We start from the raw sequence: 21,380 nt of genomic DNA, 5'->3' as shown, positions 1-21,380 counted from the left end.
CAACCTCGGAGTCGCCTATGCCGAATCAGGCAAGTGGGAACAGGCCATCAAAACCTGGTCAAACATCCGCCGCGAAGAAGTCAACCCCAAAACCTACGCACAGGCACAGCTCAGCCTCGGAGTCGCCTATGCCGAATCAGGCAAGCGGGAACAGGCCATTAAAATATGGTCAAACATCCGCCGCGAAGAAGTCAACCCCAAAACCTACGCACAGGCACAGCTCAGCCTCGGAGTCGCCTATGCCGAATCAGGCAAGCGGGAACAGGCCATTAAAATATGGTCAAACATCCGCCGCGAAGAAGCCGACCCCAAAACCTACGCACAGGCACAGCTTGGCCTCGGTGCTGCCTACTACGCCCAGCGCAAGCTGGATCAGGCCATCGAAGCCTGGTCAAACATCCGCCGCGAAGAAGCCGACCCCAAAACCTACGCACAGGCACAGCTCAACCTCGGACTCGTCTATGCCGAATCAGGCGAGCTGGATCAGGCCATCGAAGCCTGGTCAAACATCCGCCGCGAAGAAGCCGACCCCGAAACCTACGCACGGGCACAGTTCAACATCGGCAAAATTTATGAAGACAAAGGAGGTCTTGAGCGGGCTAAAGAAGCATACTGCAATGCGCAAGATTTCTTCTACTATAACTATGAACGTGTCAAAAGGATTCTTGAATGTCCCCCAAAAGTCATTAAAAAACTGCGTGGCATAGCTGAAAATACTGATGAAGTCCTAAAGTCTCTTCAGATAATCCCAGATTTTGAGTCACAGGTTGCACATTATAGTCGAGCATCAACAGCTTTTACCCTACTTGAAAAAAAGAGAAAAGATCAGAAGCCGTCACATTTCCGGCTCAGTACTATTCGTGGTGTTAATGACCCGACGGAAGGGCTGGTTCTAGGAAAATATTGGGCGCAACAAGGTATCTCAGAAACTATACATACGAATGACACCGCAACCCTTCATTAGCTGTTTTACCTTTAATCACGACAGCCTTAACCAGTTTCGCCTCTACGGAAAAGAGAATGGGCAGGAGGCAACAGGTGTTAGCTTAGCGTTCAAGAAAGAGTTTTTTAGCGATCAGTCAGATACCCTGGAGTTTATAGCTGCCCCCTCAATAGATCCACCTAGTAAGTTGGAACAAGATAGCTCCAAGGAAACAGAAAAACCAGAAAGCAATAAATTAATAGGAAAGTCTACACTCTACCGCTGCATTTACCTGGATCCTGAGACTGGGTATTGGACTCTGGCTCAACGGGACAAATCCACTTTCTATCGCGAAGATAAGGAAAAAGAGACGGCAGGAAATAATTGGATAGAATATTCTAAAAAAATTTCAAAAATAGAAGAGTCTTTTAAGGATCATTTATTTGATAACAATGATTCTATCATAGAGAAACTTAAAGACATCTTCAAAGAGTATAATACATACGGCGTAAAAGAAAAACAGAAAATTCTTGAAGCTGTTCGGTTTATCCTTCTCCCCCTGCAATACCTCGTCAAACATATTGCTTTCCAGGAGGAACAGGAATGTCGGATCATGTACATTACTCATCTTCATGATGAAAAAATCCGTCACGACTGGGAAAAACAGTGGATGTACGTCGAGTATGAGGAGCCTGTACTGCCACATATTGATGAAGTCTATCTCTCCCCCGGCGCGGCGAAGTACCAAGACCACTTCCGCATCCTGCTTGATCGAAACGGCGAGGAGAGCAAGGTTCGTATCTCTCAAAACCCATTTAGAAACAAGGAGTAAAGGAGCACGGAGCCTGCACGAGAGTTCTTCCTCCGCGTGAAAACATGATGTCTACCCGCAAAAACTTATTCTAATCTTCATCTTTCTACGGGGGCGTCAAACTTCACACAGAGGTTGCACACCGTTACTCTTATATATATGCGTTTCAGGCAGGATCTTATGCCCTGCCCGAAATTCTACAGACACCGCCTATGGAGATCACCGTGACCGAAGCAGAGAACCCGTTAGAGCAGATGACCGTGCAGGAGCGTCTTAACCTGAGCAAGGAGCACTATAAAGCTGGTGCTTTCGATAAAGCTATCGACGTGCTGGGCACAATTTCTGCCGACGAGAACCCGCAAGCCTACGCAACAGCTCAAAACAATCTCGGTATCGTTTACCGAGACCAGGGCAAGGTAGAGCAGGCGGTCGAAGCCTGGAACCGCATTCCCAAAGATGTTCCCGAACTGTACGCCAAAGCGCACAATAACCTTGCCTCTACCTATATTAAACAGGGCGAAACTGATAAGGCTCTTGAAGCGTGGAAGAATATTCCCTCTGCTGCCCCAAAGCAGTACGCGATGGCGCAGTTCAACCTGGGCGTGACCTACGCGCAACAAAACAACATTGATGAAGCTATTGAAGCCTACCAGCGTGTTCCCAAGGATGTCACTAATCTTTATGCGCACGCGCAATATAACCTGGGTGCCACCTACACACAGCAGGGCAAAATGGACGAGGCCGCAGAAGCCTACAAGAACGTCCCCGATGCTGCCCCCGCAAAATACGCAAAAGCTCTCAACAACTTGGGCGTGCTCTACGAAGGGCAGGGTAAAGCCGAACAGGCTTCTGAAGCCTACCAGCAGGTACCCAGCACCGTTCCTGACCAGTACGCGATGGCTCTCAACAACTTGGGCGTAACCTATTACAACCAAGGTAAGACAGAGCAGGCTCTCGAACTTTGGGAGACCGTTTCTGCCGATATTCCCGAACAATACGCGACCGCGCAGATGAATCTGGGCATGGTGTACGACAGCCAAGGAAAGCTAGAACAGGCTATTGCCGCGTGGGAGCGTGTACCCGAGAGCTTACCGGAACGCTACGCTTCGGCACAGTACAATATCGGTACTTCCTATGTGGAGCAGGGCAAACCGACGAAAGCAGTCGAGGCTTGGGAACGTATTCCTGCGAGCGCCTCTGAGCCCTACGCGGTAGCCCAATACAACACCGGACTTATCTACGAAGAACAGGGCAATATCGACGATGCCCTAGTGGCGTGGGAACGTGTTCCCAAAGATGCTTCTGAGCACTTCTACAAAGCCCAATTCAATATTGGCGGGGCCTACTACAAACTGGGTGAAACGGACGAGGCAGTTGCCGTCTGGAAGAATATTCCCGAGTCTGCTTCGGAGCAGTACGAGATGGCACAAACCAACCTGAGCATCATCGCCGAAAACCAAGAAAAATCCAAGGGTAGCGGCGAAACCGAGCAGCAGGACGGGAGCGCCAAGAACCAAGAAAAACCTTCCGAACAGAAGAAGCAGGACAGCGTGCAAAAGCAGGAAGGCTAAGATAACGTGAGGATTACCTCCCTCACTGTCAGCGACGTTTCGATTTTGCGCGGCATTGCCCGTGATACGTTTACCGAAACATTTTCAGAGGCTAACAAAGCCGAAGATATGGATCGCTACCTTGCGGAACGGTTCTCAGAAGATCAGCTCGCTCGGGAGCTCAGCAACCCTGATTCGTTCTTCTACGTTGCCGAGGTAAACGGGCACGTCGTGGGTTACCTCAAGCTCAATACTGCACATGCGCAAACCGAACCACAGGCGGCGAACGCGCTCGAAATTGAGCGTATCTACGTGCTGGGCACCCACCACGGCCACGGCGTGGGGCAAGCCCTCTACCATCACGCCATGAGTGTGGCAGAAGACCGAAAGGCAAGCTACGTGTGGCTAGGGGTGTGGGAGCATAATCATCGAGCCCTGCGCTTCTATGAGAAAAACGGGTTTATCGCCTTTGGTACGCATATTTTTCAGCTAGGTAACGACCAGCAGACGGATATCCTGATGAAGAAATCTGTTGCCGCCTAAACGCTGCGCCTAGCCTGAATCCCTTCGGTGGTTAGGATATGAAGGATGCGCTTATCTTCGCGCTGAGGCTCCTTCCCGTATAGTTAGAGAAAACAGTTTTTGCTTGAGGGTAAGCCCCGGCAAAATAGGTGCTCATCAACACCTGGTGCAGGAAAGGAAATCATGGTCGATCAGCCTCATGCAGAGATGCAACGCTACGCCCAGGAACAGGTAGATCTTGGCGCACAATACTACGAACAGGGTCTGCTCGATCAGGCATGTGAAGCGTGGGAGAAAGTACCTGAAAGCGTTCCCGATCAATACGCCATCGCGCATGTAAATATAGGCATTGTCTACGACGGTCAAGGCCAGCATGAGCAGGCCATTAAGGCATGGCAGAAGGTTCCCGAAAGTGAGACTCAGCCCTATGCCGTAGCACAGTACAATATCGGATCTGTGCACGAGGCTTTAGAGCAGGATGAGTCTGCTTTAGCGGCATACAGCAAAGTTCCTAAAATAGATGTTCTGCACTATTCCATGGCACAGTTCAATAGCGCTGTGCTCCTGCACCTGCATAGTAACTTGACCACGGCTCTGAGTACCTATCAGAAAATACCTGCCAGTGTTCCCGATCAGTATGCACGAGCACAGCTGAATTTAGGCGTTTTGTACCAGCAGATGGGGCACAATGATCAGGCTTTTGAGGCTTGGAAACGTGTTTCCCCAGATTTTCCTGAGCTCTATGAGGTTGCTCAGTCGTATCTGAACGACGAAGATTCCTAATAGTTCAACAACGGTTGCGGTGAGGTATTATCACCGCAACCTGCTTTTAAGGCGCACGCTGTTTACTCGCTCAGTACCGCCACGATTTCTTGAACAATCTGCCAGTTTTCGCTGCGTTTCTTCCAGGTGATGGTGAACAGAAATTCCTGCTCCTGCGCACCCTGGCTCATCCTGCGTTTGAGCACAATAGTTCCAGTTTCACCGTCAGAATCTGCAAAAAGTATGGTGTGCGCTGTGTTCAGGGGAGCGGCGCCGCTGTCTTTGAGGGTTTGAAAGAAATCGATGTTGTCCTGTTTCGAGAGAATCTGCACGGTATTATCCGGTAGAATCCGCACAAATTTTAGGTCATCGGCATACACCCGTTTCAGAAAATCAATATCGTAGCTGGTACCGCGCGAAATCAATTCTTCGGTAAGTGTTTTCATCGTTTCGTCAATCATGATGCCCTCGCTCTCTGACGTGGAAATACGTACAAGCTCAGCCTAGCAAAGGAAACAGTCATGAATATCCCTTGGCTCCCTGCAACTCAAACCGCTCATAACCCTCAAGCAGTGGCACGTATCCTCAAGACCCTGCCTGAATGGTTTGGACGTGAAGAATCCAATGCAGAATACATACATGATGCTGAACGATTGGAAACGTGGACGGTAACTCATCCGGAAACCCACGAAATTGTGGGTATCATGCTGATCGTCCAGCACTACCCGGTTGAGGCAGAAATTCATTTGTTGGCAGTAGATGCTGCCTTTCACAGATGCGGAATTGGCACTTCCCTAATAAATGCATTTGAAAAGGAGGCACGTAACCGCGGTATCAGGCTGATACAGGTAAAGACGCTTGGAGAATCTTTTCTCAACGAACCGTACCAACGCACCCGCAATTTCTATAAATCTGTAGGGTTTTTGCCCCTTGAAGAGACGAACCTGTGGGGCGAAGATACTCCCTGTCTGATTATGGTAAAAGCAATCTAACTGGCTTGACGTACATAGAGCGTAGGCTTCATCCTTCCAAAAGCTTACGCTTCTCAAGATATCTAAAACGGGTTCTAACATTTCTTGAACCCCTCACAACGTCATGTATAGACCTATTCCAATGTAACAACCGCATCGCAGCGGGCAATGTCTTCAGGGCGGTGCGAGACCAAAACAGTTGCCATTCCGCTGGTGCGAGTTGCCGTGTCCAGATCAGCCATAAGCGCCGCAGCTGATTCAGAATCCAAATGCGCGGTAGGCTCATCCAGCAGAAGCACCGGAGATTCCACGAGCAGGGCACGAGCCACCGCAAGACGCTGCCGCTGGCCTCCCGACAGGAACCCGCCACCAGCACCAACACGGGTGTGCAGACCTTCCGGCAAGGTACTGTACCACTCCCCCAAACCTACACGCTGCAGAGCTTTTATCATTTGTTCTTCACTCGGGCGATCAGCACGATCGCGCGCCAAGAGTAAATTACCTTCAAGAGTAGACTCAAAAATATGCGCAGCCTGTGGGCACCATGCCGCATACCCTCGAAGCTGATCGTTCCCCAGCGCTTTTCCGTAGGAGCGAATTTCGCCAGCTTCCAACGGCAGGAACCCCAAAAGAGTCGCCAACACGGTGCTCTTGCCCGAACCTGAGGGACCGGTAATTCCCGTCCACTTTCCGGTATGCGCCGTAGCGTTAAGATGTTCAAAAACGGGCTTGTCCATGCTCGGCCACCGAGCGGCAGCATCGACAAGTTCAAGAGCAGGTTCCTGCCCCTGAGACTCGCGAACAGACTTAGCATGAGAGGCACCCGATGTATCGTCCTCAAGGTCTGAAATACTATTTTCATCCGCAATACCGGGAGCGATCTGCGCCAACAACGCGGCGAAAGAAGGCCACGAACGCACCGCTTCTATATGCTGCACGGAACTTTCTATCATTGCCGTACACATGAGAACTACGGCGGCAGATTCCGGAGCACCTACCGTTCCCGATACCGCTAACGGATGCGCAATAATTGCGCACCACAGTGCCGCTCCGAACCAGCTCAGGGTCACAAGCGCCCTACCAAGACCTTGGGCATACGAGGTGCGAGTCAATGCGGCAACATTGCGGTCATTCAAACGTGTTGTAGCAATCTCAATGCTCGGCGCAACCCCGTTAGCGCGAATATCTTCTGCAGCGCTCAGCGCACCGGTGCCTAAACGCAGAAGCTCAGCTGTACTTTCTCGTGTGGTTTCCTCAGCGTGAGCGTCCGCGCGCGTAACAGCCCATGGCACAAAAATTGTTGTTATCAAAGCTGCGAGCGCTACGGGCACAATAGCCTGAGGTAGCACAACAATGGTGGTTATTAGCGCTGTTAACATCACAAGCACATGTGCAGCGGGTGGAATAAGAACACGCGGAATACTGTCGCGCAGCTCATCTATGCCGCCAATAAGCCTTTCCAGCAGGGCATCGCCGCGAAGCAGGGCCCGCACGCTGCCAACATTAAGATAGGCCCCGGTCCAGGCGCGCACACGCAGAGTATTCGCTGCGGTCAAGACTTTAGCGTGGGTAAGTAAACGCTCGGCATATCGAGCACAGGCACGCCCTAGCCCAAAGAAGCGCACACCAACGATAGCTACCATAAGGAACATCATGGCTGGACCTTCGGCTGCACGCACGATAAGCCATCCTGAGAGCGCGGTCAGAGAAATTGCGGCAAGGGAGGTGAGGGCGGCAAGAATTACCGGCGGTAGCCCCTGCAATATGCCCAGCCCCGTAAGATTCCGCAGTGTTTTGAGGGTTTTCATGACTCCAACAGTATGTTCTGTGTTTTCTCGAACCATCTTTTCAGGAGCGTTGTGTAACGTTGGGCCATGCTCAGCAGAGGTATCGGCTGAGTCCTGCTTATGCGGGGCTGCAGCGGGGATAATCTTGGGCGCCTCATTCTGGACGATGCTCCACCGATACACCTGTTCATGCGATGGTTTCGCATGCGCTCCCTCGACTACTGCTGATGCCCGCACCACGCTATCGCAGTACTCGGTAAGTTCCGTTTCATGGGTCACGATTAGAACGGTTACTCCGCGTTCTGCGAGTGCGTCCAGAGCCTGAGTTACAAGGAGGGCGGCGTGTGCATCCAAGTGGGCGGTAGGTTCATCTACTAGAACGGTAATCTGGAGATTTTGATGGTGATCGGCTGCACGGTGGAGGGCATCAATGCGAGCTAAGATGCGGGCGCACGCCAACCTGCGCGCTTGACCCGCGCTGAGCGATTCGGGGCTAAGCTCGCTCAGGTTTTCGAGCCCGAGCTTCCACAAATAGTTCTCTAGGCGTTCACGATCTGAGGGGCGTATCTGTGTTTCCCCCGTGAGAAGTTTAGCCGCATAGTCCTCTTCGCTGAGATCAGCGCTGAAGGCGTAGAGCGCCATCTCGCGCAGGACCGTGGGGGCGGCAAAAATAGGATTCTGCGGAATACTCAGGATGTTTCCGGCACCTATAATGCGTCCGGTTACCTTAATCGGTGCGGATGCGCCGGTTGGTACCAGTCCGTCGCGAACGTTCCCGGAAAGTACTCCGAGGAGCGTTGATTTACCGCATCCTGATGGTCCCAGAATGCCTACTAACGCTCCGCGCTGTTTTCCTACCGTATTTGGGCGTTTCGAAGTACGTGGAATATTCAGGTTTACTGAGTCTACGATCTGTGTACGTCCGGGGTATGTAACCGAGAGGTTCTCAATCACAAGGTGCTCGGGTGTTTCGGGAATCGTCGATACCTTTTCGCAGGAAGCATCCGCAGAGGCTTTTGGTACGGGAGTATCAAGGACTGTACGTACAGATCGAAGTGCGGCTATGCCGTCTTCAGATTGGTGGTAGGCTGCACCTACATCACGCAAAGGCTGATAGCATTCAGGAGCCAGCAGGAGTACAAGGATTGCGGTATCGAGTCCGAGTGTACCCTGTACCAAACGCACGCCAATAAGCACGGCGATCAGCGCCACCGAGATGGTCGTGATAAGTTCTAAAGCGAGCGAAGACATAAATGCGCTGCGAAGCGTCTGTATGGTACGTTCGCGGTATTGTTCACCCAGCTTCCTAAGGGCACGAGTTTGTGCACGTTCACGCCCCAGCCCGATCAATACGGGCAGCCCACGGATGAGTTCAAGAATATGGTCTGATAGACGGTGCAGCTCGGCTTGAGCGGCGGCTGTATCTTCACGTGTGGTTTTACCGATAAGTATCATGAAGATGGGAATAAGCGGCAGGGTGCACGCTAGGACGAGGGCACTTGTGATATCCAATGAGAGCACAATAAGCCACAGCAGAACGGGCACTACGGCGACCGAGACAAAGGCAGTCAGGGTTTTAGTGTAATAATCATCAAGAGCGTTCAGTCCCCGCGCCAGCAGAACGGCAGTTGCGCCTGTACCTTCAGGGGTGTCTGCCCCTCCTGTGGCTAAGACACGATGCACAAGTTTTTGGCGGATACTTGCTTTGGCTCCTACGGCTGCACGCTGAGCACTTACGGACAGCGCGTAATCGGCGCCTGCACGTACAGCAAACGCTATCAGCGCCGTAACGATTAGCCCCCATGTTATGGCGTTTCCAGTGCCAAGAAGATTGCCTAGTCCTAGAAGCCATCCATTGGTACTGTCGAGTTTCGCTTGTGAGTTACCCGAGAATTCGATGAGAGCGCGATAGGTTTCTGGGTCGCTGGCGGCCTTTAGATGCTCGTGCTCGGCGGCGAGCGCAGTAAATCCGGCGTGGGCTGCCCGGGCAATGAGGGATGCGAGCGCCGCGCTAAAGATCACGGTTGCCAGTGTGTGTACCCCGGTGATAAGCCCAAAAACCCCTAGGTTTTTACGGGCGTCTGGTCCTAGCGGAGGACGTTTATCGTTGTTGCGCTGTGTTTTATTGGCGCGTCGGCTCACGTCTCGTTCCTTCCCTACCGCTAAAGTGAGTAGTGGATATTTTCTCCGGTGTGTTTCCTAGTTTAGACACTGGTGGCGGGCTTGTCTGTCTTTGGTTTTAAAGTGTTTCCGGTGCCTTCACGTGTTGCTGAAAGCACCGGAAATACTTCTGTCCCCTCCCAATTACCGGGTATGTTCTCGGCTATGACGCCCTGTTAGGGTGCGTCACCAGCTCGCCAGCATCGTGGGCATCAGGGATATTTTCAACGCGCAAACGCTTGCGGAACACCCAGTATGTCCAGATTTGGTACACGATAATAACGGGCAGTCCCAATCCACTCACAACGCTCATAACTCCGAGTGTGTACTCCGAGCTTGAGGCGTTTGCAATGGTGAGCGAATGAGCCGCGTCCAAGGTTGAAGGTAGTACGTTGGGGAAAAGAGCGGTGAAAATCGCCAGCGCGCCAAAAGCCATGAAGAAGCTCAGACCTGCGAAGGCACGGCCTTCGCGTGAGCTTCGGGCGCTTATCCATGCAAAGAGCACTGCAAATACGGCAAGAATAGTGCATAGCCAGGAAATACCGTTACCGGTTGTAACCTGCATGTACAGTACCCAGAGCACGATAGGCAAAAGCAGAAGCGGAAGCCAACGCACCAGGATGGTGCGCGCGCGGTGGCGTATATCTCCATCGGTTTTCAATGCAACAAAAGCAAGTCCCTGCACGAGGGCAAACCCTACAAGAGAGAGGCCGCCTAGAAGCACAGGCCAGGAGGCCCAGGCGAAGGCACCGCCTACGCGGTCACCGTTGGCATTAATTGGTAAGCCAATGGAGGTCAGCGCAAGAAGCGCACCTACCAGTAAAGCGATGAAGAATGATGATAGCGAGAGAGCGATAGTCCAACCGCGAATCCATCGTTCATCGTTTTTCTTACCGCGATACTCAATAGCAACCACGCGGAAGATCAGGGCAAGCAGCGCTAAAGTTAGTGGAATATATAGGGCTGAGAATAGGGACGCGTACCATAACGGGAACGCCGCGAAAGTGGCAGCACCACCGGTAACGAGCCAAACTTCATTACCATCCCATACGGGACCGATCGTGTTCAGAAGCAGGCGTCGCTCTTTCTCGTTTTTGGCGAAGATGCTCATGAGCATACCTACGCCCAAATCGAAACTGTCGAGGATAAGGTAGCCAATCCAGAAAATACCGATAGCGACGAACCAGATGGTTGGTAGCAGTGGCTGCCCGGCAAAGATATTAAAGTCGAAGGTCATCGTTGAGAATCCTTACCCGCCTAGTAGGCGAACTCCAAGACATCGCGTTTATCGTGACCGCTCTTTTCGCCGTCCTGCTCGTGTTCAGAACGCACGAGCTCGGGCATAGCGGCTACCACGCCGGCCTTAATGTATTTAGTCAGCAGGTAAATTTCGACCACCATCAGGATGCCGTATACCGTTCCTAGGGCGATGAGTGAGAATAGTATCTCTTCACCGCTTACGCCCGGAGAAACCGCTGCCGCCGTGAACATGAGGATGGATGGGTCACCCTCAGGGTTGGGCGCCACCACGAAGGGCTGGCGTCCCATTTCGGTGAAGATCCATCCGAGGGCGTTGCCGAAGAAGGGAGCCCAAATTCCCCACAAAGCCAGGGTTTTCAGCCACTTGGCTTCGGGAACAGTACCGGTTCCTTTTTTACGGGTAACCCACAGTACGTAGACGTACGAAAGTGCACCAATACCACCAAGCGTGATCATGCCGCGGAATCCGTAGTAGGTGACTTCCATAAGGGGCAAATAGTTGATCTTCTGCCCGGCACGCTCACCGTAGAGGGGGTTATCCGCCAGATGCGTACCGTATTTAGCTTCGTATTCAGGCATAAGGGTTTTCACGCCCTTGACCTCGGTGGTGAAATCTTCGTGGGCCAGGAATGAGAGTGCACCGGGAACCTCAAGCACTGCCTGCACCTTATCGCAGTCTTGAGACCCCAGAGAAGATATAGAAAGAACCGAGAAACCGGTACCGTCATGGCATGCCGCCTCGGCAGCCGCCATCTTAAGGGGCTGCTGATGAATCATGAGCTGAGCTTGAGCGTGACCGCTAAGAGCCACACCCGAGAACCCGATGAGACCCACAATCGCGCCGATGCGCAGGGAACGGAACCAAACCTTGTAGTCGGTCTTATCACGACCGCCAACTTCGGCATCTCCAACTACAACCTTGCCATCCTCTACGATGTCAATGCCGTCACGGCGTCGGCGCCAGAGCTTATACCAAGAAATACCGACCAGGAATCCACCGGCGACCTGAATGGCGCCAAAGATCACGTGGGGGAAGGTAAGAAGCGCGGTGTTATTTGTGAGAACAGCCCAAATATCAGTCATGCGGGGACGGCCATCGACCATTTCAACGCCTACCGGATGCTGCATCCAGGAGTTTGCCACCAGAATAAAGTATGCGGATACCCAAGAACCGAGAACCGCCATGAAGAGGCATAGGGCGTGAACTTTGGGCTTGAGCTTGTCCCATCCAAAGATCCAAAGCCCCAGGAAGGTTGATTCGATAAAAAAGGCAAAAAGACCTTCCATAGCTAGCGGCGCACCAAAGACGTCACCCACAAAACGCGAGTATTCACTCCAAGCCATACCAAACTGGAATTCCTGCACTAAACCGGTTGCCACACCCATTGCGAAGTTGATGAGGTAGAGCTTTCCCCAGAACTTCGTCATACGTTTGTATTCGTCTTTTTTCGTGAAGATATAGCGCAGGTACAGGAAGGTGACGACCATACCCAAGCCGAGGGTTAGGGGTACCATAAAGAAGTGGTAGACGGTCGTGATACCGAACTGCCACCGCCCAATGTCAAGGGGATCCATGTACATGATCCTTTTCTAGAATGTGTAAAGTCTACTGTTGGCAGACACGCCCGGGAGCGTAGCACACCTCCGGAAGTCAGGTGCACATATCTCAGGATGTCTTACATAGGTAAGGTAACGCGTTTTAAAAACGGCATGAACCAGGCAAGTTTTACACTCAGGTGTGCATGGCTTGACGAACCTATAAAGGTAGTTAACACAATTATTGATTTTTATGCGCTTTGACCCGTAGATATTGGGAGAAATTTCAAGATAAGCATCACGCCTTGGTGATGCCTTTCCTAAAACTTTCCAAGAAATCGAAGGTCAGCAATTTACACGTACTAAGGTGACTCCCCCAAATTATGAGGAGAGACACCTTTTTCTTATAGTCATACATAATTTATGAAGAAGGACACAGTGAGTATAATCACCAATATTTGCAGCGTCAAATATCTGTCAAAAAGAGGTTTCAACTCTCCTGCGTCAGATTGTTCACAGGTGCAAGCTAAATATCAATATTGTCCTGATCGAGCTGATGCGCACCAGCAATAATAAATTCCTTACGCGGAGCAACCTCCGCCCCCATCAGGAGCGAGAAAGCCTGCTCAGCTGCCTCCGCGTCTTCAATTCGGATGCGGCGTAGCATACGATGCCGGGGATCCATCGTAGTTTCGGCAAGTTGGTCGGCATCCATCTCACCCAAACCTTTATAGCGCTGAATAGGCTCTTTATAGCCCTTACCCTCAGCCTGCAGCTGGCCCAGCAGTTCATGCAGCTGACGTTCTGAATAGGTATACACCATCTCGTTCGGTTTACCTCGGTTAATAACCTCTACACGATGCAGCGGCGGTACCGCCGCATATACACGACCGTCTTCGATGAGCGGGCGCATGTACCGGTACATGAGAGTAAGAAGCAGGGTACGAATATGAGCGCCATCAACATCGGCATCGGTCATCATGATGACTTTGCTGTAGCGTGCCGCCTCCAGCTCGAATGTACGCCCAGAACCGGCACCAATTACCTGGATTAGGGCCGCGCATTCGGTGTTCGCCAGCATATCTGTTACTGAGGCACGCTGAGTGTTCAGAATCTTGCCGCGAATCGGTAGAAGCGCTTGATAGGCCGAAGATCGCGCCAAGCGGGCGGTACCCAGTGCGGAATCGCCTTCCACAATAAACAGCTCAGAATGCTCTACGTTTGTTGAGCGGCAGTCCACAAGTTTTGTTGGCATTGAGGAAGATTCCAAGGCAGTTTTGCGCCTCTGAGTTTCCTTGTGAATACGTGCTGAGATGCGGGTTTTCATCTCAGACACAATTTTTTCACACAGAGCTGCAGCCTGTGCTTTTTCGGCGCGTGCCGTAGAGTTCAGCCGAGCCTTGAGCTGATCACCAACTACTTTAGAGACGATCTGCCGCACAGCCGGCGTTCCCAGAATTTCCTTTGTCTGACCCTCGAATTGAGGTTCCGCAAGGCGCACCGTCAGCACGGCGGTAAGACCTGCGAGGGCATCGTCTTTCTCGACCTTATCATTGCCAACCTTAAACTTTCGAGCGTTGTCGGCAAGATGCTTGCGGAATGTTTTGAGAAGTCCTTGTTCAAACCCCGTGGCGTGGGTTCCGCCTTTGGGTGTGGCAATAATATTGACGAAGCTGCGGATTGTCGTCTCGTAGCCAATGCCCCAGCGCAGAGCAATATCAACCTCACACTCACGGTCAACTTCGGTGAGTTTAGAGCGCCCATCCGAGCCTAGAACGGGTACGGTTTCCGTAAAAGAGCCTCTGCCGCTAAAACGCCAAATATCGGTCACGGCAGAATCATGGGCCAGGAATTCAACAAATTCGCTAATACCGCCGTCATGCTGAAATACCTCTTCGTAAGGGCCAAACTCACCCGGAGTTCCAGGGATGCGCCGCTCGTCTCGAATAGCAATGCGCAGCCCGGGAATAAGGAATGAAGTTTGGCGGGCACGTGCCACCAAATCCTCGTAGCTAAAACGCGCATCCGGGGTAAAAATCTGCGGATCAGCCCAATACCGTACTCTGGTTCCAGTGACACCACGCTTGGCGCGCCCTACGATCTGAAGCGCAGGATGTTTCTCATCTGCAGGAGTAAAAGAGTCTTCAGGCTTAGGAGTGCGCCCGGAATCGAACACGCCCGGTAGCCCATGTCGAAAGGACATTTGATAGGTTTTTGACCCGCGATCTACCTGAACGTCAAGACGCGATGAAAGCGCGTTCACCACTGAGGCGCCCACACCGTGCAGACCGCCCGATGCCGTGTACGATCCGCCGCCAAATTTGCCGCCAGCATGGAGCTTCGTGAAAACCACCTCTAGCCCGGAAAGCCCGGTTCGAGGCTCAACATCGGTAGGGATACCACGACCGTCGTCCTGTACTTCAACAGAACCGTCTCGGTAGAGAATGATCTGAATTGACTGTCCGTAACCGGCAAGAGCCTCATCAACAGAGTTATCAATAATCTCCCAGAGGCAGTGCATAAGACCGCGGGAATCGGTCGAACCAATGTACATGCCCGGGCGCTTACGCACCGCTTCAAGACCTTCGAGAACCGAGAGGTGTCGGGCAGTATAGTTCGATGCAGCCAAGATGTTCCCTTTCGAAATGGTTTTCTTCGTAAGTCTATTCTATCGTGCACCGCAGGTAACTTGTGTTTACCCTCGTTACGAACGATGTAGCGATTTCATGTGTAGCCCATCCTGGACGCTGAGAGCGAAAGGCTCGGGGCGAAGGTATGGCACCGAGGGTATATGTGGTTGGATAGAGTTACGACAATTCTAGGAACCTATGAGAACTTCAGTAAGGGAGATTTTCAGTGAATGCTCATGCAACTCTCGAATCTGTTGATTCGCGTACGTTGAATTCCCACGATCGTTGCGATGTGTGTGGTTCTCAGGCATATATTCGTGCGGTCTTGCCTTCCGGGAGTGAACTGTTCTTCTGCGGTCACCACGGACGTGCCCACGAAGAAAAGCTCAAAGGGCTTGAAGGCATCTTGTTGTGGGACGATCAGACGTCACGACTTTAGGGCGAGATTCCCGAGGGCGTGACATCCGCCAGTAAATTACCAAGGGTACGGTTTCCTCTTCACGAAGAAAGTCGTACCCTTGAAGTTTCTAATGCGTTTCGCCGGTCGCCCGCGCCGAGCTTTCATGCCTATTAGTCACCATAATATTGGACGAGAAATAGAACTCTTCCGGCAGTTCGTTAGTCACAGGACCGTGCGGAAATTCGCTAATCTTAGGCACAAAATACCAGTCCATCAGTTCGGCGCTTGTCTGTTTCAGGATCTTACGCACACGCATGGCGCGCGCTACTTGACGGCGAAGTCGTGGGGTATCTTTCTGCGTCGAGGTAAAAATCCACGGTTTCTCGTATCCTTCAGCGACGGTACCGAAGGTAATCTGCAAGAACCCATCGTCGGTCGTGGAATAAAGAAGATCATTGGGCATAATATCGGTGAACGCGAGCATCCAGCTATGTCGGCGCTCATAGCATTCACGGGTTGTCTGCAAAGCCGCGATAAGGCGGTGGTCAATCAAGAGCTCTACCCGACGTTCCGTGATGTCCCCCAGCTTGGCGTAGTTCCCAAAAGCACGGTTTGCGCCGGAACGACGCGGCCATTTGGTGACGGCTCCATGAGGAACTTCTCCCGCAAAGGTGAACGGACCGCGAATAGTACCGGCCAAACGTAACCGTTCAAAGGGTGCTGTAGGCAGAAAAGTGTAAAGCAACCTATCGGCGCTTACCGATTTGCCCCAGCGTGCAGCTTCAAAAATAGTTGGTTCCGGTCCTACAGGGTACATACGGGGCATAGGCCGCCCATATTCGTCAAAACCCTCACGGGATTTTCCATCCGGCAGATAACCTTCCAGAGTTGCTCCCACCGGTCGAGTCCATGATCCTGAATAGGGTTTGACGATGCGCGGGTTCTGCACCGGAAGAATGCTGGTGCGTGTACCGAAGTAGGCGGGCATCCTCTCCAGATTGCGCCATGCGTATTTTGCGGCAACTGCTTCGCGCCACCAAAGGGGCCGTTTACCGGGGGTTTGCCCGCCCAAACAGTGCATCAAGACCCAAAACCCTGCCCAGAGAAAGCATAAAGCTGCGCCGCTCAGAGTTAAGATACTTCCAACCAGTGCTGCGGTACCTGTCGCCCAGATATTGATGCCCACCCATGCTGTTAAGAACCCCCAGCATCCCATGGCATAGGGCCCGAGAGTTATCACTGGATCAACTACTTTAACAGCGGCGATAACACGCCGGTTGAGCCCGCGCCAGATATAAGAGTATGCCCACAGCGCGGGAATCAGCAGAATAATCATTACAGCAAAGAGAACAATCATCAGGGCCTCAAAGCATATCTGTTGCCGTATATATTACTTACCATTGTGCCTTGTACCAGAATCGTTTTATACGATCTTCACGGTCGAAGCTGAGAAAGAGATGACCGCAACGTTCTTTCTTCAGAAGATGTCGTACATACCCGATTGATGTGCTAAAACACTCCGATCATGTGTCTTTATGGAAGAACCTCATAGGACGCATGATTATTTATGCTCAAGAGCTTGCTGCAGATGCGGAACTAATGCTTCAAAGGCACGCGCTCGGTGACTTATTGAATTTTTGATCTCCGCCGGGATCTGGGCACACGACTGGTCCGCATAGGCTCCATCATAAAGCGCGTTGTCACCATTAAGCTCCACCGGCATCATAATAGGATCATACCCAAACCCGCCGTTCCCCTGCGGTGCGTGCAAAAGCGTTCCAGGAAGCTCGCCGTACTCGACTGCTTCATACCCACCGAGCGCTGAAGGAACAGCGAGGGAGGCGGCACAGCAGAATTTAGCGGCACGGTGTTCATCGCTGATATCACGAAGTTGCTCCAAAAGCAGGGTGAGGTTCGCGGTATCGTCCCCATGCTCCCCCGCCCAGCGCGCCGAAAAAATGCCGGGAGCGCCGTGAAGAACCTCAACGGAAAGACCCGAATCATCGGCAATAGCGATAAACCCTGTAGATTCTGCCACGGCACGCGCCTTGAGCAATGAATTCTCGGCAAATGTTACCCCGGTCTCTGGAACATCGGGGGCAGTGATGCTGGCGGCATCGACCACATCGGTATCCACGTTCAGCCCAACAATACGGTTACGCAAAATTTCGCGAAGTTCGCGCAGCTTACCTTGATTGCGACTCGCTAAGACAACCTTAACCATAAAAGTATTACCCCTCTTCAAGAGATTCACGCTGTACGCGAGCAAGTTCGGCGGTGCCTTCTAAAGCAAGGTCGAGCAAAGCATTCAGCTCATCACGGTCAAACGGTGCGCCTTCTGCCGTACCCTGAACCTCCACAAATTTCCCGGATCCGGTCACGACCACGTTCATATCAGTTTCAGCGCGCACATCCTCGGTATAGGGTAAATCAAGCATGGGAGTACCGTCGATAATACCCACGGAAACAGCTGACACAGAGTCTTTCAAAGGCTTAGCACTGGGTGAAAGCAGACCATTACGCCGTGCCCACGCGATAGAATCGGCGAGCGCTACATAGGCACCCGTGATCGAAGCGGTACGTGTTCCGCCATCTGCCTGAAGAACATCGCAATCCAGAACAATGGTATTTTCTCCCAACGCGTTCATATCGATAATGGCACGCAGGGATCGCCCAATAAGACGGGAAATTTCGTGTGTACGACCGCCAATTTTCCCCTTGACGGATTCACGCGAAGACCGGGTTCCTGTAGCGCGCGGAAGCATGGCGTACTCTGCGGTTACCCAGCCCTTTCCTTCACCTTTGAGCCAGCGTGGTACCCCTTCCGTGAAGGATGCGGTGCACAGCACCCGGGTATCGCCAAACTCTACCAGCGCAGACCCTTCGGCTTGGTTTGACCACCCACGAGTGATGGTGATGGGGCGCAGTTCGTTGAGGGCACGACCGTCGGCACGGGCTACAGAAGTCATAGTTCTCCTACTCTTCTTCCGGTGGAAGAGATATGTTTGACATAGGTGGATCGAGCAGTTCGATAACGTTCAGGGTTGAGGTTGGCGGATGCGTGGGTGCTGGCCTAGGATGCACGCGATAGCTTGCTGCAACCTCGGCGACGCCTACCGGCCCGTCAAATGCGCTTTGTGCCTCGGCACGGGCGATATCGGGGTCATTCCACACGGGCAGGTGCGTTAACAAGAGGTTGCGTACCCCGGCTTCTTGAGCCGCTTCACCGGCGCGCTTACCGGTCAGGTGAATACCACGCAGCGCGTCGTCACGCCCTTCTTGGTATGCCGCTTCGCATAGGAAAAGATCAGCGCCGCGGGCAGCCTTGATGAGTCCATCGCATGTATCGGTATCACCGGAGTAAGCAAAAAGTGTTCTGCCGTCCCGGCTATTGCAGGTAATACGCAGGGCGTAAGGATCTTTAGCGGGGTGGAGCACCCTGAATGGCTCGACCGTGAAAGGTCCAATTTCGACTTTATGCCCTTCGTCCCAAGTATGATATTCAAACTCGGTACTCATGCCCGGGTCTGGGTCAAGCCCGTGCGTTGCCGAAAGATATTCGTTAATGGCGGCAGGTCCGTAGAGAGGAATCCTACCTTTGGGCCAGCCTCGGGGATCCCATTTCACGGCGACATGCAAACCGGAGAGGTCAATGCAGTGGTCAGGGTGAAGATGCGATATCAGGATAGCGTCAATCTCAGCTAGGTCAATATACCGTTGAAGTACGCCTAGGGAGCCGTTGCCCATATCCATGAGCACACGCCACGTGCGCCCAGCATAGTCGGTTGCTGAGAGCAGATAACAGCTCGCCGGAGAATTTGGTCCGGGAAACGAGCCGGTACAGCCGATAATCGTCAAGCGCATACGGGGTGTTTCCTATTCGGTGTGTGTGAAAGCAGCAAGACTTGAGTCGATCGTGACGGAAGGCAGTCCTGAGGCTTCTTTGGAGTTGGAGTCTTTCGTAGTGGCCTTTTCGCTGCCTGCTGGTGCGGGAAGAGCCGCCAAAGAGCCCGTGGGGAATCGTTCTGCCACAGATGCCGTGTGCCGCACATTGTGAACTTCTGGACCCAAGAACCTGCGCGCTAGGTTCTCGAAAGTCTCAGATTCGCCGGTCGCTAAGAATTCATGATGCGGATTCGTTTCAAGGTCAGGGTTCTCAATATTCTCGGTAAGAAGTGCCCGATAAACGTCTTTGGCAGTCTCATCTGCCGAAGAAACAAGAGTTACGTCCTCCCCCATGATGTAGGAAATAATGCCCGTCAGCAAAGGGTAGTGAGTGCAGCCAAGTACCAGCGTGTCTACTCCCGAATCTTTAAGGGGCTGCAGATATTCTTCGGCAGTACGCAAAAGTTCGGGTCCGGATGTCACGCCCTTCTCCACGAACTCGACGAATCGAGGACATGCGACAGACTGCACCATAAGGTTCGGGGCAATCGCAAATGTATCTTCGTAAGCGCGTGAGGTTACCGTTGCCTCTGTGGCGATAACCCCGATCTTACGGTTGCGGGTCGCGGCTAGTGCTCGACGCGCGGCGGGCTGAATTACCTCAATCACGGGAATACCGTAGTGGCGGGTGTAGCGTTCGCGCGCATCCCGAAGCACGGCGGCAGAGGCAGTATTGCACGCAATAACCAGCATTTTTACGCCGGAATCAACAAGCTCGTCCATAATGCGCAGAGCATTGGCACGAACCTCAGCAATTTTGAGCGGGCCGTAGGGTCCATGAGCGGTGTCGCCTACATAAATAATGCGCTCATGCGGCAACTGATCCATAATAGCGCGCGCAACAGTCAGACCACCTACCCCGGAGTCAAAAACTCCGATGGGTGCGCTTGATGTCGGACCAGCAGGTGGCGCGGGAGTTCCCCACGGGGTGCGGGTACGATATGGATTTGAGGTATCTAAGTTATCGCTCACGAACTTTACCTGTTTTCCTTCAGCATATGATGTACTTTATTTTCATTCTAAGGTGTCACAGATACTGTCCTGTTCTAGATAGCCGTCTCTGAGTCCTAAACCACCCTATAGGATGAGCCACATCAAGGTTCGGGCAGTGATGTTTCTATCGCATGCGGTACTGAGCTCGTTAATCTGGAAGGCATCGTGCGATGCGCTTATTTTGTCTCTGACCAGCACGTTTCTAAGACTGCGGGGTTTCCATCGAATCAAGCATCGCAACCATAAGCGAGTCCTGTACCCAGGTCACGAAATTGTACACGACCGCCAAATAATCGTCATCGTTCTCAACCTTTGACCAGTCTGTGAGATGGTGCACCTGGTCTGCGCGTTCTTCATCGATAATGTCTAAACGGCTTCCCAGGACTAAACGGATGTCGTTAAGTGCAGATGCCCACGCATGCGCGTGCTCATCGCTAAGTACAATGTCTCCCGCTTCAATGTCGAAAGCAAGGAGACTCAGGTTTGCCACCTTCGTGGCGCGTAAATCCTGTTCGGTGTACCGGCGATATTCCAGCGCTGCCTCAGGATCGCTACTTCCTGCAGGCAGTACTCGTGCCACCGCTGGATCGTCTGGAATGCTGGGATTCTCGACAATACCGATGAGAGCTTCAAGAGGATCATGATTTTCCGAATCCGGAGATTCCAGAAGAGCAATCACGTCTTCGGCTAGATCTCGAATAAGATCAAATTCAGCCTTCTCAAATCGAGCGGCATAGCCATGCGGTGTATGTCGAAAACCCTGCGCCATAAATTAGTTCTCCGCCTTTTCAAAGCTCGCCATCAAACCCCACGCGTGCATGGCCTGGGTATGCTTTTCCGCATCCTCACGACTACCGGTGAACACAACAGCCTTGCCATTATTGTGCACCTGGAGCATCAGTTTCTCGGCACGACGACGGCTAAACCCGAAATGAGCGCGAAAAACATAAGAAACATAGGTCATAAGATTAACGGGATCGTTCCAGACGATTACCTGCCACGGCGTCTGCGTTTCAAGGTTTTCGTCAAACGTCGCATCAAGCTCAGTGGCATCTAGAGTATCGGTCGCAAGAACAGCCGTCACAGTGTGGTTGGAAAGATGGGTGAGCTTGTTGGTCATGCATAAGATTA

At 52.3% G+C, this 21,380-nt stretch carries 19 protein-coding genes; 7 read left to right on the top strand and 12 right to left on the bottom strand.

What is annotated here, in order from left to right:
* From HMPREF3164_RS11350 to HMPREF3164_RS06050, 5 genes are all read left to right on the top strand, one after another.
* A partial coding sequence (locus tag HMPREF3164_RS11350) for a tetratricopeptide repeat protein (protein WP_246822622.1) occupies window positions 1–964 on the top strand: 964 nt, incomplete at its 5' end.
* Window positions 942–1,754, top strand: a complete 813-nt coding sequence (locus HMPREF3164_RS11345) for a DUF2971 domain-containing protein (RefSeq protein ID WP_246822621.1) — start codon at window positions 942–944, stop codon at window positions 1,752–1,754. The genes HMPREF3164_RS11350 and HMPREF3164_RS11345, both read left to right, overlap by 23 nt.
* Before the next feature lie 191 nt (window positions 1,755–1,945).
* Window positions 1,946–3,304 carry a tetratricopeptide repeat protein gene (locus tag HMPREF3164_RS06060; RefSeq protein ID WP_070449593.1) on the top strand — a complete coding sequence of 453 codons (1,359 nt, stop codon included), beginning with the start codon at window positions 1,946–1,948 and terminating at the stop codon, window positions 3,302–3,304.
* 6 nt (window positions 3,305–3,310) lie between these two features.
* On the top strand, window positions 3,311–3,826 hold the full coding sequence (locus HMPREF3164_RS06055; protein ID WP_070449589.1) for a GNAT family N-acetyltransferase: 516 nt from the start codon (window positions 3,311–3,313) through the stop codon (window positions 3,824–3,826).
* 162 nt (window positions 3,827–3,988) lie between these two features.
* Entirely contained in the window at window positions 3,989–4,588 is a 600-nt protein-coding gene (locus HMPREF3164_RS06050; protein ID WP_070449586.1) for a tetratricopeptide repeat protein, read from the top strand.
* Between the two features lie 62 nt (window positions 4,589–4,650).
* On the opposite strand, the gene HMPREF3164_RS06045 is transcribed toward HMPREF3164_RS06050, so the two are convergent.
* On the bottom strand, window positions 4,651–5,028 hold the full coding sequence (locus HMPREF3164_RS06045; RefSeq protein WP_070449582.1) for a nuclear transport factor 2 family protein: 378 nt from the start codon (window positions 5,026–5,028) through the stop codon (window positions 4,651–4,653).
* A gap of 60 nt (window positions 5,029–5,088) precedes the next feature.
* Here HMPREF3164_RS06045 and HMPREF3164_RS06040 point away from each other — a divergent pair, with 60 nt between their 5' ends.
* The gene (locus HMPREF3164_RS06040) at window positions 5,089–5,559 is read left to right on the top strand and encodes a GNAT family N-acetyltransferase (RefSeq protein WP_070449578.1); all 471 of its coding nucleotides are present in this window, start codon (window positions 5,089–5,091) and stop codon (window positions 5,557–5,559) included.
* Between the two features lie 113 nt (window positions 5,560–5,672).
* Here HMPREF3164_RS06040 and cydC read toward each other — a convergent pair whose 3' ends face one another.
* The 4 genes from cydC to HMPREF3164_RS06020 all read right to left on the bottom strand — a co-directional run bounded on the left by cydC (window position 5,673) and on the right by HMPREF3164_RS06020 (window position 14,910).
* Window positions 5,673–9,467 carry a thiol reductant ABC exporter subunit CydC gene (cydC, locus tag HMPREF3164_RS06035; protein WP_246822620.1) on the bottom strand — a complete coding sequence of 1,265 codons (3,795 nt, stop codon included), beginning with the start codon at window positions 9,465–9,467 and terminating at the stop codon, window positions 5,673–5,675.
* Between the two features lie 181 nt (window positions 9,468–9,648).
* Entirely contained in the window at window positions 9,649–10,722 is a 1,074-nt protein-coding gene (gene cydB / locus HMPREF3164_RS06030) for a cytochrome d ubiquinol oxidase subunit II (RefSeq protein WP_070449576.1), read from the bottom strand.
* Window positions 10,723–10,742: 20 nt separating this feature from the next.
* Window positions 10,743–12,320: a cytochrome ubiquinol oxidase subunit I gene (locus HMPREF3164_RS06025; RefSeq protein ID WP_004004464.1), complete on the bottom strand. Its 1,578-nt coding sequence runs from the start codon at window positions 12,318–12,320 to the stop codon at window positions 10,743–10,745.
* Between the two features lie 487 nt (window positions 12,321–12,807).
* Window positions 12,808–14,910: a DNA gyrase/topoisomerase IV subunit B gene (locus HMPREF3164_RS06020; RefSeq protein ID WP_070449573.1), complete on the bottom strand. Its 2,103-nt coding sequence runs from the start codon at window positions 14,908–14,910 to the stop codon at window positions 12,808–12,810.
* Window positions 14,911–15,137: 227 nt separating this feature from the next.
* On the opposite strand from HMPREF3164_RS06020, the gene HMPREF3164_RS06015 reads away from it, so the two are divergent.
* A complete protein-coding gene (locus HMPREF3164_RS06015; protein ID WP_048754803.1) occupies window positions 15,138–15,350 on the top strand; it encodes a DUF7455 domain-containing protein in 213 nt (70 codons plus the stop codon).
* An 88-nt stretch (window positions 15,351–15,438) separates the two neighbouring features.
* Here HMPREF3164_RS06015 and HMPREF3164_RS06010 read toward each other — a convergent pair whose 3' ends face one another.
* The 7 genes from HMPREF3164_RS06010 to clpS form a co-directional block, all read right to left on the bottom strand.
* Window positions 15,439–16,668, bottom strand: a complete 1,230-nt coding sequence (locus HMPREF3164_RS06010; protein ID WP_048754804.1) for a peptidase E — start codon at window positions 16,666–16,668, stop codon at window positions 15,439–15,441.
* Window positions 16,669–16,872: 204 nt separating this feature from the next.
* Entirely contained in the window at window positions 16,873–17,535 is a 663-nt protein-coding gene (locus HMPREF3164_RS06005) for a non-canonical purine NTP pyrophosphatase (protein ID WP_070449570.1), read from the bottom strand.
* Between the two features lie 7 nt (window positions 17,536–17,542).
* Window positions 17,543–18,280, bottom strand: coding sequence for a ribonuclease PH (gene rph / locus HMPREF3164_RS06000; protein WP_070449567.1), 738 nt, complete (start codon window positions 18,278–18,280; stop codon window positions 17,543–17,545).
* Between the two features lie 7 nt (window positions 18,281–18,287).
* Window positions 18,288–19,175: an MBL fold metallo-hydrolase gene (locus tag HMPREF3164_RS05995; protein ID WP_070449564.1), complete on the bottom strand. Its 888-nt coding sequence runs from the start codon at window positions 19,173–19,175 to the stop codon at window positions 18,288–18,290.
* A 12-nt stretch (window positions 19,176–19,187) separates the two neighbouring features.
* The gene (gene murI, locus HMPREF3164_RS05990) at window positions 19,188–20,228 is read right to left on the bottom strand and encodes a glutamate racemase (protein WP_070449561.1); all 1,041 of its coding nucleotides are present in this window, start codon (window positions 20,226–20,228) and stop codon (window positions 19,188–19,190) included.
* A 223-nt stretch (window positions 20,229–20,451) separates the two neighbouring features.
* On the bottom strand, window positions 20,452–21,018 hold the full coding sequence (locus tag HMPREF3164_RS05985) for a DUF2017 domain-containing protein (protein ID WP_013398900.1): 567 nt from the start codon (window positions 21,016–21,018) through the stop codon (window positions 20,452–20,454).
* 3 nt (window positions 21,019–21,021) lie between these two features.
* Window positions 21,022–21,369 carry an ATP-dependent Clp protease adapter ClpS gene (clpS, locus tag HMPREF3164_RS05980; protein ID WP_048751847.1) on the bottom strand — a complete coding sequence of 116 codons (348 nt, stop codon included), beginning with the start codon at window positions 21,367–21,369 and terminating at the stop codon, window positions 21,022–21,024.
* Window positions 21,370–21,380 lie beyond the last annotated feature (11 nt).

The sequence above is a fragment of the Rothia sp. HMSC08A08 genome, from assembly GCF_001808385.1.
Taxonomy (GTDB): Bacteria; Actinomycetota; Actinomycetes; order Actinomycetales; family Micrococcaceae; genus Rothia; species Rothia dentocariosa.
Note: the sequence above shows the minus strand (reverse complement) of the source record. Positions and strands in the feature narration are given on the sequence as shown.

Coding starts and splice junctions, on each gene's coding strand:
- cydB (WP_070449576.1), bottom strand. CDS start 10,722: ATGACCTTCGACTTTAATATCTTTGCCGGGCAGCCACTGCTACCAACC.
- rph (WP_070449567.1), bottom strand. CDS start 18,280: ATGACTTCTGTAGCCCGTGCCGACGGTCGTGCCCTCAACGAACTGCGC.
- clpS (WP_048751847.1), bottom strand. CDS start 21,369: ATGACCAACAAGCTCACCCATCTTTCCAACCACACTGTGACGGCTGTT.
- HMPREF3164_RS05995 (WP_070449564.1), bottom strand. CDS start 19,175: ATGCGCTTGACGATTATCGGCTGTACCGGCTCGTTTCCCGGACCAAAT.
- HMPREF3164_RS06045 (WP_070449582.1), bottom strand. CDS start 5,028: ATGATTGACGAAACGATGAAAACACTTACCGAAGAATTGATTTCGCGC.
- HMPREF3164_RS05985 (WP_013398900.1), bottom strand. CDS start 21,018: ATGGCGCAGGGTTTTCGACATACACCGCATGGCTATGCCGCTCGATTT.
- HMPREF3164_RS06050 (WP_070449586.1), top strand. CDS start 3,989: ATGGTCGATCAGCCTCATGCAGAGATGCAACGCTACGCCCAGGAACAG.
- HMPREF3164_RS06040 (WP_070449578.1), top strand. CDS start 5,089: ATGAATATCCCTTGGCTCCCTGCAACTCAAACCGCTCATAACCCTCAA.
- HMPREF3164_RS06060 (WP_070449593.1), top strand. CDS start 1,946: ATGGAGATCACCGTGACCGAAGCAGAGAACCCGTTAGAGCAGATGACC.
- HMPREF3164_RS06005 (WP_070449570.1), bottom strand. CDS start 17,535: ATGGTTAAGGTTGTCTTAGCGAGTCGCAATCAAGGTAAGCTGCGCGAA.
- HMPREF3164_RS06025 (WP_004004464.1), bottom strand. CDS start 12,320: ATGGATCCCCTTGACATTGGGCGGTGGCAGTTCGGTATCACGACCGTC.
- HMPREF3164_RS11345 (WP_246822621.1), top strand. CDS start 942: ATGACACCGCAACCCTTCATTAGCTGTTTTACCTTTAATCACGACAGC.
- HMPREF3164_RS06010 (WP_048754804.1), bottom strand. CDS start 16,668: ATGATTGTTCTCTTTGCTGTAATGATTATTCTGCTGATTCCCGCGCTG.